This window comes from Streptomyces sp. NPDC059524 (assembly GCF_042749255.1).
Lineage (GTDB): Bacteria > Actinomycetota > Actinomycetes > Streptomycetales > Streptomycetaceae > Streptomyces > Streptomyces xanthii.
Genome location: NZ_JBHYTK010000032.1, coordinates 32,716 through 45,506, shown reverse-complemented (window position 1 = coordinate 45,506; position 12,791 = coordinate 32,716). Strand labels below are relative to the sequence as shown.

Here is a 12,791-nt window from a genome sequence, read left to right as displayed (position 1 = left end):
CGTTGGGGGTGGGGGCGGCCGCCCGCGGCCGGGCGGGGGGGGGGGGCGGGCGCCACCCGCGCCCGCGCCGTTGTTCCCCCCCCCGCGGGCCCCCCCGACCCTTCAGGGTGAGTGACGGGACTTGAACCCGCGGCCACCTGGACCACAACCAGGTGCTCTACCAACTGAGCTACACCCACCATGTCCGGTCTTCTGTCGTTCTTCCGACCGGCCGAGAAAAAGTGTACAGGGTCCGAAGGGGTGCTCGCGCCCACCTTTTCCGGCGGGCCTCCGGACCCCGTACACAGGGGCTTACGAGGGACTATTCGGCGGGCAGGACGTGCTTGGCCGCGATGGCCTTCGCCGTGTCCGAGTCCGGGCCGGGCTGCGGGACGAAGATCGCCTCGCGGTAGTAGCGCAGCTCCGCGATGGACTCGCGGATGTCGGCGAGCGCCCGGTGGTTGCCGTTCTTCTCCGGACTGTTGAAGTACGCCCTCGGGTACCAGCGGCGGGCCAGCTCCTTGACCGAGGACACATCGACGATCCGGTAGTGGAGGTAGTCCTCCAGCGTCGGCATGTCACGCAGCAGGAAGCCCCGGTCGGTCCCGACCGAGTTCCCGCACAGCGGGGCCTTGCCCGCGTCCTTGACGTGTTCACGTACGTACGCCAGGACCTGCTCCTCGGCGTCCGCGAGCGTCGTGCCGCCCGCCAGCTCGTCGAGGAGACCCGAGGCGGTGTGCATGTTCCGCACCACCTCGGGCATCTGCTCCAGGGCCTCGTCCGGCGGGCGGATCACGATGTCCACACCGTCGCCCAGTACGTTCAGCTCCGAGTCGGTGACCAGTGCGGCCACCTCGATGAGCGCGTCGTTCGCCAGCGAGAGTCCGGTCATCTCGCAGTCGATCCACACCATGCGATCGTTCATGCGGACAACCCTACGGCCCGGATCTCCTCACCGGCAGACGACGGCTCCTCCTCCTGCCTCTTCCTACGGCGCCGACCTCGGCCCGGGCAGGCTCGCGCGCGAACCGGCGAAGGCCTCCGGACCCGGCGGCAGCGACGCCGCGGCCGCGCCGAGCGCCGAGGGCGCCGGGGCGCCCCGCCGGGACTGGCTGGGCACCGGCCCCGGGCCCGCACCCTCCGCACCCGGCATGGAGGCGGCCTCCATCGCCGGCTCGGCCTTGGCACCGGCCGCGACCGGAGCACTGTCGCCCGCCTGCGGTCTGCGCGCCCGGTACGCCGCCCGGTACGCGGCGGGGGACGAGCCCAGCTGACGCCGGAAGTGCCCGCGCAGCGCGACCGGCGACCGGAAACCGCAGCGCCCGGCGACCTCGTCGACCGAGTAGTCGGAGGTCTCCAGGAGCCGCTGCGCCTGCAGCACCCGCTGGGTGATCAGCCACTGCAGGGGAGCGCTCCCGGTCAGCGAACGGAAACGCCGGTCGAAGGTGCGACGGCTCATATAGGCGCGGGCAGCCAGCGTCTCCACGTCGAACTGCTCGTGGAGGTGCTCCAGGGCCCAGGCGACGACCTCGGCCAGCGGGTCCGCGCCGATCTCCTCTGGTAAAGACCTGTCCAGATAGCGCTCCTGACCGCCACTGCGGCGCGGCGGGACCACCAGGCGGCGGGCGAGCGCACCGGCCGCCTCGTTGCCGTGGTCCGTGCGCACGATGTGCAGGCACAGGTCGATTCCGGCCGCGGTGCCGGCGCTGGTGAGCACGTCGCCGTCGTCGACGAAGAGCTCGCGCGGGTCCACGTGGACCGACGGATAGCGCTTGGCGAGCGTCGGCGCGTACATCCAGTGCGTGGTGGCCGGGCGGCCGTCGAGCAGGCCCGCCGCGGCCAGCACGAACGCGCCGGTGCACAGGCCGACGATGCGGGCGCCCTCCTCGTGGGCGCGGCGCAGCGCGTCCAGCGCCTCCTCCGGCGGCGGCGAGGTGATCGAGCGCCAGGCCGGCACGACGACCGTGCCCGCCCGCGCGATCGCCTCGAGGCCGTGCGGCGCGGTGAGTTCGAGTCCGCCCGTGGTCCGCAGGGGACCGTCTTCGCCGGCGCACACGAGCAACCGGTACCGCGGAACTCCGGCGTCCTGGCGGTCGATCCCGAACACGGAGAGCGGAATGGAACTTTCGAAGATGGGTCCGCCGCTGAACAGCAGCACTGCGACGATCTCGCGTCGCCGCCGCCCCGACAGCTTGCGGGCCGTCGTCTCGGGCGCGGTGGTGGAGTCGTGGCTCATCCTGCTAAGCCCCCCTCGGTGATCGCGGCTCCCTCAATACTCTGACGGGCTGTTCGCTCCTGCACGTTTCCCCTCGGTCCTGCACGAAGTCCCCCGCCGCCTACTGATCAGACAGTCATGATCGAATCTACTGTGTCCGGTGGTGCCGTCGTGACCAGTTAAAGACCTGGCAGATTGTCGACATGGCAACTTGGCGTGAAGCATTCGATCACGAAGCGTCGCACTCGGGGGCGCCGCTGGGAAGTGCGCCTCCGTCCAGTGGCCGGTCCCTGTAGGGCGCATGGGGCGCCCACGGCCCTGTCGGCCCTGGTGGAACGGGGGTTGGAAGCGGCCTTGGGCAAGGGGTGAGGGCCCGGCTGAAGTTGGCTGAAAATCTACGGGGTCGCGTACGGAATCCAGTCAGTCCCCCGGCGTGCACCGGCCCGCTCGCGGGGTGCCCCCGCGCGCCCCCGCCCCGGGCCGGCGGGAGGGGTGCCGGAGCGAACAGTGTTGTTCACTGTGCAACTGTGCGGCACCGCTTTCCGCCACCCGCCGTTCGGTGCGCCCGAGGAGGACCCGGCAGGCCGCCGTCACGGCGGCCAGACCGAGCGCGGCGCCGGCCGCGCCCGCGTGCCGGCCGCCGTATCCGATGAGCGCGAGCGGCACCAGGACGCAGCTGAACGCCGCCCAGCGGGCGCGGGTGGTCGGTCCGGGCACGGAGTCCTCCCTGTCCTGATCTGTCCGGGTCCTGTCGGGGTTCTGTCCGGGGTGTGCGGTCCGCGAGTTCCAACGCGCGGCCGGGGTCCCGGTCACTTGATCCGGCCGCCACGGGGGCCACAAGGGTGCGCAAACCGCCTGTACGGGGCAGCAACCATTGCCATACGGGCGAGGGCTCGTGCATGCTCCCTGGAACACGCCGCGGAGCGTGGAGAAGGGCTGGCCTGGGCGCGGGCCGGAGTCTGGGCAGAGGAGGAGTGTCGCCGTACCCTTGGGGGTATGGGGTTGGGAAGATGATTCCCGGACACAGCTCCGCCGATCGTTGTCGTCCCCTCTACAGAGGCCCACGAGGTACACGCCGAGACACTCATGGCCGGTCACGAATTTTCCGAACCCGAAGGCCGCAAGCGCCAGGTCGCCGATCCCACCACGACCCCGCGTGCGGCGGAAGAGACACGTCATCCCTGTGATCCCGCGTTCAAGCACGGGGTGGTCGTCGGGTTCGACGGCTCGACGTCCAGCGAGCGGGCCCTCGCGTACGCGATCGGCATGGCCCACCGTTCCGGCTCCGGCCTGATCATCGTGCACGTGGCGAACCGGCTGCCCACGACCGTGTGGGCGGGGTGCGAACCGCCGGTGTTCGTCGACGTCCCCGATCACCGCACCGAGGTCCTCGGGCTCGAGCTCGCGTGCGCGGACTATCTCTCCGAGGTGCCCTGGATCCTCGTCGAGCGCGGTGGCGACATCTGTCACGAGCTGGAGGAGGTCGGGCACGAGTACTCCGCCGACGCGATCGTCGTGGGTTCCACCCACGGGCTCGTCGGGCGGATCTTCGGCTCGGTCGCGGGGCGGCTCGCGCGGCGCGCGCAGCGTCCCGTCGTCGTCATTCCCTGAACCGGCCGCGGAGCCAGGGCTTCTGACCTCTCGTCAACTCCCCTTGCCGCACCGTGAAATGCCGCGAACCTACTGACGCGTAGAGGTGCTTTGTGCCCTTGTGAAGGGTACATACCGGTCGCTGGACTTCTGTGTCTGTTCGAAGGGAGCCCGCTGTGGACAATGACGTCTCCGCGGGAAGCACGGCGACCGCCCCGTCCGTCTCGACGCTCGGTCAACTCGCCCTGGGTCTCACTCTGTTGGCTTTCGGTATCGGTCACACCCGGGTGATCGACGGTGTCACGGCGGCCGACGCCGTGTCGATCGCGACGTACCTGGGCGGCATCGCCCTGTTCGTCGCCGGCCTGTTCGCGCTGCGGCGCGACGACGGCCTCACGGGCACGGCGTTCGCCGGGCTCGGTGCGTTCTGGTTCACGTGGGGGGTCGGCGCCGGTGACGCCGTCTCCGCCAACGCCGTGGGCCTGTTCCTGCTCCTGTTCGCCCTCCTCGCGCTCACGCTGACGCTCGCCGCCGGTGGGGCGGGGACGTTCGTGCGGGGCACGTACGGGGCGATGTTCGTGGCGCTCGTGCTGCTGGCCCTCGCGGAGTTCGGTGACTCCTCGGGGCTCGCGAAGGCGGGCGGCTGGGTCGCGGTCCTCGCCGGGGTGCTCGCCTGGTACGGGGCAACGGCGCCGGTGGCCGGGCTGCGGATGGCGTGGCCCGGGCGTGGACGTGCTGCCGGCCGGGGGGTGACGGCCGCCGGCTGACAGCGGGGCGGGGCGCGCGCGCCGGGGGGGGGGGGCCGGGCCGCGGGTGCCGGGGGGGGGGGGGGGGGGGGGGGGCCCCCCCCCCCCCCCCCCGGGTCCACCGGGTTCCTCGGGGTTGGGGTGGGAGGGGCCCGTTCGTCGTGGCTGCTCTTTCGTGGCCGGGCGCGAGAAGTCCCACCCGGCCGCGGGTGCGGGTGAGGCGTTCCCACCCGCGGCGCGTCGGCTACTCGACCGTCACGGACTTCGCCAGGTTGCGGGGCTTGTCGATGTCGCGGCCCATGGCGAGAGCCGTGTGGTAAGCGAGGAGCTGGAGCGGGATGCCCATGAGGATCGGGTCGAGCTCGTCCTCGTTCTTCGGGACGACGATCGTGTGGTCGGCCTTCGCCTGCGGCTGGTGCGCGACCGCGAGGATGCGGCCGCTGCGGGCCTTGATCTCCTCGAGGGCGGCGCGGTTCTTCTCCAGCAGGTCGTCGTCGGGGACGATCGCGACGGTCGGCAGGGCCGGCTCGATGAGCGCGAGCGGGCCGTGCTTCAGCTCGGAGGCCGGGTACGCCTCGGCGTGGATGTAGGAGATCTCCTTCAGCTTGAGGGAGGCCTCCAGGGCGACGGGGTAGCCCCGGACGCGGCCGATGAACATCATCGACTGGGCGCCCGCGTACTGCTCGGCGATCTTCTTGATCTCGTCCTCGGACTCGAGGATCTCCTGGATCTGCGCGGGCAGCTTGCGCAGGCCCTCGATGATCCGCTTGCCGTCGGTCACCGACAGGTCGCGGATGCGGCCGAGGTGCAGGGCGAGCAGCGCGAACGCGGTCACCGTGTTGGTGAAGCACTTGGTGGAGACGACGCAGACCTCGGGGCCGGCGTGCACGTACATGCCGCCGTCGGCCTCGCGGGCGATCGCGGAGCCCACGACGTTCACGACGCCGAGGACGCGGGCGCCCTTGCGCTTGAGCTCCTGGACCGCGGCCAGCACGTCGTAGGTCTCACCGGACTGGGAGACGGCGATGTAGAGGGTGTCGGGGTCCACGACCGGGTTGCGGTAGCGGAACTCCGAGGCCGGCTCGGCGTCGGCGGGGATGCGGGCCATGGACTCGATGAGCCCGGCGCCGATGAGGCCGGCGTGGTACGAGGTGCCGCAGCCGAGGATCTTGATGCGGCGGATGGTGCGGGCCTCGCGGGCGTCGAGGTTCAGGCCGCCCAGGTGGACCGTGGAGAAGCGGTCGTCGATCCGGCCGCGCAGCACGCGGTCGACCGCGTCGGGCTGCTCGGAGATCTCCTTGTGCATGTACGTGTCGTGGCCGCCCATGTCGTAGGAGGCGGCCTCCCACTCCACGGTCTCCGGGGTGGCCGTCGTGGACGTGCCGGAGGTCGTGTACGTGCGGAAGTCGTCGGCCTTCAGGGTGGCCATCTCGCCGTCGTTCAGGGTGACGACCTGGCGGGTGTGGGCGATGAGGGCGGCGACGTCGGAGGCGACCAGCATCTCCTTCTCGCCGATGCCGAGGATGACCGGGGAGCCGTTGCGCGCCACCACGATGCGGTCGTTGAAGTCGGCGTGCATGACGGCGATGCCGTAGGTGCCCTCGATGACCTTGAGCGCCTCGCGGACCTTCTCCTCCAGGGTGGCGGCCTGGGAGCGGGCGATGAGGTGGGTGATGACCTCGGTGTCGGTCTCGGAGGCGAAGACGACGCCCTCGGCCTCCAGCTTGGCGCGGAGCTCCTGGGCGTTGTCGACGATGCCGTTGTGGACGACGGCGACCTTGTTCTCGGGGTCCAGGTGCGGGTGCGAGTTGATGTCGCTCGGGGCGCCGTGGGTGGCCCAGCGGGTGTGGGCGATGCCGGTGGTGCCGGTGAAGCGCTTGGGGACCTTGGCCTCCAGGTCGCGGACCCGGCCCTTGGCCTTGACCATCTTCAGGCCGGTGGCCTTCGGGCTGGTGATGACCAGGCCCGCGGAGTCGTAGCCGCGGTACTCCAGGCGCTGCAGCCCCTCCAGGAGGAGCGGGGCGACGTCACGCTTGCCGATGTAGCCGACAATTCCGCACATAAGTTCTGAGAATCCCCTCTGGTCGGCCGGTTCAGCCGTAGACGATGCGGCGCAGCTGACGGAGCGAGAGCTCCGGCGGTGCGACCGCCCGGTACGGCAGATCGGCCAGGATCTGTTCGAAGATCGCCGCGTTCACCTGGCCCTGGGCCTGGAGTTCGCGGTGGCGGCGGCGGACGTAGTCCTCCGCCGACTCGTCGAAGTAGGCGAGCACGTCCTGGATCACCCGCAGCGCCTCGCCCCGGCTGAGGGGCGTGCTGCGTGTCAGATGATCGACAAGTTCCTCGTGCACCCGACAGATCCTGGGGGACGGTGGAGGCTTTCGCAAGAAATCTGCCCGCTTTCGGGCAAGGGTCACACCGGATCCGGTGCGGAATTGCCCCTTCCGGGGTGCTTGGGGTGGAAGTGGTCAAGCTTTGAAGGACGGCATGCCGCCTGTTCGGCCCGCGTTCATCCGGCGTATCCGGCCGGGAAAGTCGCCCCCAGCAACTTTCTCGGCATGGACATTCCCCGTATGGGCGTACCCGCCGAGCTCGCCGACCGGTCCCTCGCCGAGCAGCACGAGTACCTGCGCTCCCGCTTCTCGCGCCGCACGATGATCCGCGGCGGCGCCGTCACCCTCGGCGCGGTCGCCGGCGGTGTCTTCGTCCCCGGGCCCGCGCAGGCCGCGACCCCGGCCGCCGCCCGCGCCGACCGGCCCGCCGCCGAGCAGGTGGACGGCGCCCTCGTCGCCCCGTTCGGCCGTCACCTCTCCTACGGGGACGACCCGCGCACCGAGATGACCGTCTCCTGGCAGGTGCCGGCCCCCGTCCGCGACCCGTACATCCGCATCGGCGCGCACGCCGGCGAGCTGTCCCGGAAGATCCCGGCCGAGGTGCGCGCGCTGTACACGCCGGCGGGCGTCGGCACGAGCGCCGACCACACCCAGTACTACGTCCACGCCAAGCTGACCCACCTCAAGCCCGGCCGCACGTACTACTACGGTGTCGGCCACCGGGGCTTCGACCCGGCCTCGCCGAGGTTCGCCGGCACGATCGGGACCTTCACGACGGCCCCGGCCCGCGCCGAGGCCTTCACCTTCACGGCCTTCGGCGACCAGGGCGTCAGCTACCACGCCCTCGCCAACGACAACCTGATCCTCGCCCAGGGCCCCTCCTTCCACCTCCACGCCGGGGACATCGCGTACGCGGACCCGTCCGGGCAGGGGAAGACCACGGACACCTTCGACGCGCGGACCTGGGACCAGTTCCTCGCCCAGACCGAGACCGTCGCCAAGTCCGTGCCGTGGATGGTCTCCTACGGCAACCACGACATGGAGGCCTGGTACGCGCCGCACGGCTACGGCAGCCAGCAGGCCCGGTTCGCGCCGCCCGGCAACGGGCCCGACCCCGAGAACCTGCCCGGCGTCTACTCCTTCGTGCACGGCAACACGGCCGTCATCTCCCTCGACGCCAACGACGTCTCCTGGGAGATCCCGGCCAACCTCGGGCTCTCCGGCGGCACGCAGACCACGTGGTTCGAGGGCCAGTTGAAGAAGTTCCGGGCCGCCGGTTCGGGCATCGACTTCATCGTCGTGTTCTTCCATCACTGCGCCTACTGCACCGCGAGCGCGCACGCCTCGGAGGGCGGGGTGCGCAAGGAGTGGGTGCCGCTGTTCGACAAGTACACCGTCGACCTGGTGATCAACGGGCACAACCACGTGTACGAGCGGTCCGACGTGCTCAAGGGGGACAAGGTCGCCAAGGAGCTGCCGATCGGCGGGACCGTGTATCCGGAGACCGAGGGGGTCGTGTACGTGACCGCGGGGGCGGCGGGGAAGAGCCTGTACGCGTTTCCCGTGGCCGACACGTATGCGGGGCACGAGGTGGACGTCGATCCGTTCGCCTCGTACGTCGGGGAGGCCGACGGGGGGAAGCGGGCCGTGACCGTGGACTGGTCCCGGGTGCGGTATACCAACTACTCGTTCCTGCGGGTCGATGTGCGGCCCGCGGGGGTCGGGCGGACCGCCACGCTCACGGTTCGGGGGATTGCGGAGAGCGGGGCGGAGGTCGATCGGTTCGTGGTGGCGCGGCGCGTTCGCTGAGACCGGGTGTGCGGGGGCCCGCCGTGGGGGTGCGGATCGCGTTGCCGGGTGCGGCTTTCGTCGTGGCTGGTCGCGCAGTTCCCCGCGCCCCTGGAAGGCACACTTCGTGCGCCCCCAGGGGGTCGGGGTGGACCGGCTACTTCACCAGGCGGGTCAGGCGTTGGTGGGTGATGTGGGTGATCTGGGTCAGGGCCTCTTCCCGTTCCGCGGGGGTGGGGCGGGCGGTTCTGGTGCGGAGTTCCTCGAGGACCGTTTCCTTGTCGCGGCCGCGGACCGCGAGGATGAAGGGGAAGCCGTGGGCCTCGCGGTAGGCGCGGTTGAGGGTCGTCATCTCCTCGACCTCGGCCGCGGTGAGGGAGTCGAGCCCCGCGCTCTTCTGCTCGCCCGTCGAGTCGTCCGTCATCGTGCCGGCCCGCGCCTCGGAACCGGCCAGCTCCGGGTGGCCGTTGAGGAAGGCGAGGACGCGCTCGGCGGGGGCCGCGCGGACGACGTCGGTCATCGCCGTGTGGAGGGCCTCGGCGTCGGCGAGGGGGAGGCGGGCGTGGGCCTCCTCGGCGACCCAGGCGGCGTGCTCGAAGATGCCGCCGAGGGCCGCGACGAACTCCTCGCGGGTCATCGCGTTGACGTCGGTCAGGGTGAGGCGGGGGGTGTCCTGCGTGGTCATGCGGGCTGCTCCGTGCGGTCGTTCGTGGTGGGGGCCGGGGTCGTCGTGTTCGTCCGGAAGGGCGGGACGAATTTCAGGATCAGGAGGGCGGCGCAGATCTCGACCGCCGCCACGATGAACAGCCCGAGGCTGAGGTTGCCGGTGCTGTCCTTGACGGCGCCGAGCAGGTACGGGGCGCCGAACCCGGCGAGGTTCGCCATGGAGTTGATGAGGGCGACGCCGCCCGCCGCCGCGCCGCCGGCGAGGAACCAGTTGGGCATCTGCCAGAAGACGGGGATGGCGCTCATGGTGCCGACGACGGCGAGGCCGAGGGCGATCAGCGTGCCGATGGCGCTGACGTTCAGGAGCAGGCCCGCCGCGGCCAGGGAGGCCGCGCCGAGGGTGACAGCGGTGGCGGTGTGCCAGCGGGACTCACCGGACCGGTCGCAGTGCAGCCCGTTGAGGATCATGCCGATGCCGCCGGCCAGGTTGACGGCCGCCATGATCCAGCCGATCGCCAGCGGGTCCTCGAACCCGACCTCCTGGACCAGGGTCGGGCCGAAGAAGGTCAGCGCGGAGTTCGCCGAGATGACACAGAAGAAGATGGCGATGAACTGCCAGATCCGGCCCGACTTCAGGGACTGGAGCATGCTGTGCTCCCGGCCCTCGACCGCGCTGTCGTCGGCGGCGAGGTCCGCCGCGATCGCCTCGCGCTCCTCGACGGTGAGCCACGTGGCCTGGTGCGGACGGTCCGTCAGGTAGAACCAGACGACGAAGCCGGCCAGCACCGACGGGGTGCCCTCCACGATGAACACCCACTGCCAGCCGTTGAGGCCGCTGACCCCGTCGAACGTGTTCATGATCCACCCGGCGAGCGGGCCGCCGAGGACACCGGCGAACGCGGAGGCGGACATGAAGGTGCCGAACGCCTTCGCGCGGCGCTTGGCCGGGAACCAGTAGGTCAGGTACAGGATGATCCCGGGATAGAAGCCGGCCTCGAACACGCCCAGCAGGAACCTGAGGGAGTAGAAGACCGCCGGGGTCGTCGCGAAGACCATCGCGACACTGGTCAGACCCCAGCCGATCGTGATCCGCATCAGGGTCTTCTTCGCCCCGATCTTCTGGAGCAGCAGGTTGCTCGGCACCTCGAAGAGGAAGTAGCCGATGAAGAAGATTCCGGCACCGAGGCCGTAGACCGCCTCGCTCCAGCCCAGATCCTCCGTCATCGTCAGCTTCACGAAGCCGATGTTGACGCGGTCGATCCAGGCGAGCGTCCACAGGATCATCAGGAACGGCAGCAGCCGGAGGAAGACCTTGCGGTAGATGGGGTCCAGTGGCGCCTTCGCGCCCGAAATGTCTTGCGTGCTCCCCATGACGTCTCCCTTGATCGTGAACAGGGGGGTCTCGCATCGCAGCGAATCGCAGCGGCCCCGGTGGTCTGACGAGGCTTCACTTCCGCATTACGGAAAGTGACTTCCGCTGAGTGGCCTAAGAATGGAGCGTTGGTATACCGCTGTCAAGGCTTCGCTTTCCGGTCACCGGGACGGCTGTGATCGGCGCGGACGGCTATCAATCCCGCCTGGAAACATGCGTGTTGGATGCAGTTATGCGTCCGTGTCCGCCCGGCGGCCGGAACGCGCCCATCCGGATGACGACGAGTGGTCTACACCTTGACCGGTTCAGTGGTGAGCGGGAGGGTACGCAGGGTGACCTGCCGGTCGCTCCACCGCACGACGAACACCGCCATCGCATCCGTCGGAAGGGATCGTCCCGTGAGGAAGCGCCACAGATCGACTCGCGCCCTGCTGGGCTCGCTGCTGCTGGTCGCCGCCGGGGCCGGCGCGTTCAGCGCGGGGCCCGCCGCCGCGGCACCGAGTGCCGCCGCGCCCACGCCACTCGGCCGCATCGTGCCCGCGCCCGCCTCGGTGACGCCGGGCACCACCCCGTACGAGATCACCGCGAAGACGCGGATCCGGGTGGACGAGCGCTCGGCCGACGCGCGCCGGATCGGCGGGTACCTCGCCGGGCTGCTGAGGCCCGCCACCGGGTACGCGCTGCCCGTCACCGACACCGCCGCCGGTGACGGCATCCGCCTCGAAGTGAGCGAGCAGGACACCGAACTGGGCGCCGAGGGATACCGGCTGACCAGCGACGGGGACTCCGTCACCGTCGTCGCGCACGAGGCGGCGGGACTGTTCCACGGCGTGCAGACGCTCCGTCAGCAACTGCCCGCGAGAGTCGAGGCCGACGGCCCGCAGCCCGGCCCGTGGCTCGTCGCCGGCGGCACCGTCCAGGACACCCCGCGCTACGCGTGGCGCGGCGCGATGCTCGACGTGTCCCGGCACTTCTTCACCGTCGAGCAGGTCAAGCGGTACATCGACCAGCTCGCCCTCTACAAGGTCAACAAGCTGCACCTGCACCTGAGCGACGACCAGGGCTGGCGCATCGCCGTCGACTCCTGGCCGAAGCTCGCCGAGTACGGCGGCTCCACCCAGGTGGGCGGCGGCCCCGGCGGCTTCTACACCAAGGCGCAGTACAAGGACATCGTCCGGTACGCTGCCTCCCGCTACCTGGAGGTCGTGCCCGAGATCGACATGCCGGGCCACACGAACGCGGCCCTCGCCTCCTACGCCGGCCTCAACTGCGACGGCGTCGCACCCCCGCTGTACACCGGCACGAACGTCGGCTTCAGCTCCCTGTGCGTCAACAAGGAGATCACCTACGACTTCGTCGACGACGTCGTCCGGGAGCTCGCCGCGATCACACCCGGCAGGTACCTCCACATCGGCGGCGACGAGGCGCACTCCACCAGCCACGCGGACTACGTGAAGTTCATGGAGCGGGTCCAGCCGATCGTCGCCAAGTACGGGAAGACCGTGGTCGGCTGGCACCAGCTGACCGGGGCCACCCCGGCCGAGGGCGCGCTCGCCCAGTACTGGGGCCTGGACCGCACGAGCGACGCCGAGAAGGCGCAGGTCGCGAACGCGGCGAAGAACGGCACGGGGATCATCCTGTCGCCGGCCGACCGCACCTACCTCGACATGCAGTACACCAAGGACACCCCGCTCGGCCTGCACTGGGCCGGATACGTCGAGGCGCAGCGCTCCTACGACTGGGACCCCGCCGACTACCTGCCGGGAGCACCGAGTTCGGCGATCCGCGGCGTCGAGGCGCCGATGTGGTCGGAGACCCTGTCCACGTCCGCGCACCTCGACTACATGGCGTTCCCGAGGCTGCCCGGCGTCGCGGAGCTCGGCTGGTCGCCGGCCGCCACGCACGACTGGGACACGTACAAGGTGCGGCTCGCCGAGCAGGCTCCCCGCTGGGAGGCCCTCGGCATCGGCTACTACAAGTCGCCCCAGGTCCCGTGGCCCGCGCGCTGACACGAACCTGAGCGCGGGCAGCCGAAAGGGGGGGGGGGGGTGGGCGGGGCGCGGGGGCGCCCCATTCGGGGGCGCGAGGCTGTACCGATGTGC

Annotated in this window: 11 protein-coding genes and 1 tRNA gene; 4 read left to right on the top strand and 8 right to left on the bottom strand. The window is 70.7% G+C overall.

What is annotated here, in order from left to right:
- Window positions 1–106: 106 nt before the first annotated feature.
- The 4 genes from ACFW9D_RS12325 to ACFW9D_RS12310 all read right to left on the bottom strand — a co-directional run bounded on the left by ACFW9D_RS12325 (window position 107) and on the right by ACFW9D_RS12310 (window position 2,911).
- Window positions 107–179, bottom strand: a tRNA-His gene (locus ACFW9D_RS12325).
- Between the two features lie 122 nt (window positions 180–301).
- Window positions 302–904 (bottom strand): oligoribonuclease, encoded by a 603-nt coding sequence (gene orn, locus ACFW9D_RS12320; protein WP_188338779.1) that lies wholly within the window; start codon window positions 902–904, stop codon window positions 302–304.
- Between the two features lie 63 nt (window positions 905–967).
- Complete coding sequence (locus ACFW9D_RS12315; RefSeq protein WP_384620858.1) at window positions 968–2,215, bottom strand: helix-turn-helix domain-containing protein; 1,248 nt, start codon at window positions 2,213–2,215, stop codon at window positions 968–970.
- A gap of 399 nt (window positions 2,216–2,614) precedes the next feature.
- A complete protein-coding gene (locus ACFW9D_RS12310; protein WP_384620855.1) occupies window positions 2,615–2,911 on the bottom strand; it encodes a hypothetical protein in 297 nt (98 codons plus the stop codon).
- A 369-nt stretch (window positions 2,912–3,280) separates the two neighbouring features.
- Here ACFW9D_RS12310 and ACFW9D_RS12305 point away from each other — a divergent pair, with 369 nt between their 5' ends.
- Together ACFW9D_RS12305 and ACFW9D_RS12300 are read left to right on the top strand one after the other, a co-directional pair.
- Entirely contained in the window at window positions 3,281–3,805 is a 525-nt protein-coding gene (locus ACFW9D_RS12305; protein ID WP_188338782.1) for a universal stress protein, read from the top strand.
- 155 nt (window positions 3,806–3,960) lie between these two features.
- A complete protein-coding gene (locus tag ACFW9D_RS12300) occupies window positions 3,961–4,551 on the top strand; it encodes a GPR1/FUN34/YaaH family transporter (RefSeq protein WP_188338783.1) in 591 nt (196 codons plus the stop codon).
- A gap of 223 nt (window positions 4,552–4,774) precedes the next feature.
- Here the strand turns inward: ACFW9D_RS12300 and glmS are convergent, their stop codons facing one another.
- Window positions 4,775–6,592: a glutamine--fructose-6-phosphate transaminase (isomerizing) gene (glmS, locus tag ACFW9D_RS12295; RefSeq protein ID WP_188338784.1), complete on the bottom strand. Its 1,818-nt coding sequence runs from the start codon at window positions 6,590–6,592 to the stop codon at window positions 4,775–4,777.
- 31 nt (window positions 6,593–6,623) lie between these two features.
- Window positions 6,624–6,881 (bottom strand): hypothetical protein, encoded by a 258-nt coding sequence (locus ACFW9D_RS12290; RefSeq protein ID WP_188338785.1) that lies wholly within the window; start codon window positions 6,879–6,881, stop codon window positions 6,624–6,626.
- 207 nt (window positions 6,882–7,088) lie between these two features.
- Here ACFW9D_RS12290 and ACFW9D_RS12285 point away from each other — a divergent pair, with 207 nt between their 5' ends.
- The gene (locus tag ACFW9D_RS12285) at window positions 7,089–8,672 is read left to right on the top strand and encodes a purple acid phosphatase family protein (protein ID WP_384620850.1); all 1,584 of its coding nucleotides are present in this window, start codon (window positions 7,089–7,091) and stop codon (window positions 8,670–8,672) included.
- Between the two features lie 136 nt (window positions 8,673–8,808).
- On the opposite strand, the gene uraD is transcribed toward ACFW9D_RS12285, so the two are convergent.
- Both uraD and ACFW9D_RS12275 read right to left on the bottom strand, forming a co-directional pair.
- A complete protein-coding gene (uraD, locus tag ACFW9D_RS12280; RefSeq protein WP_384620847.1) occupies window positions 8,809–9,336 on the bottom strand; it encodes a 2-oxo-4-hydroxy-4-carboxy-5-ureidoimidazoline decarboxylase in 528 nt (175 codons plus the stop codon).
- Window positions 9,333–10,688 (bottom strand): MFS transporter, encoded by a 1,356-nt coding sequence (locus ACFW9D_RS12275; RefSeq protein ID WP_384620845.1) that lies wholly within the window; start codon window positions 10,686–10,688, stop codon window positions 9,333–9,335. Before ACFW9D_RS12275 ends, uraD begins: the two co-directional genes overlap by 4 nt.
- 399 nt (window positions 10,689–11,087) lie before the next feature.
- On the opposite strand from ACFW9D_RS12275, the gene ACFW9D_RS12270 reads away from it, so the two are divergent.
- Complete coding sequence (locus ACFW9D_RS12270; protein WP_384620842.1) at window positions 11,088–12,698, top strand: beta-N-acetylhexosaminidase; 1,611 nt, start codon at window positions 11,088–11,090, stop codon at window positions 12,696–12,698.
- The last annotated feature ends 93 nt before the right edge of the window (window positions 12,699–12,791 follow it).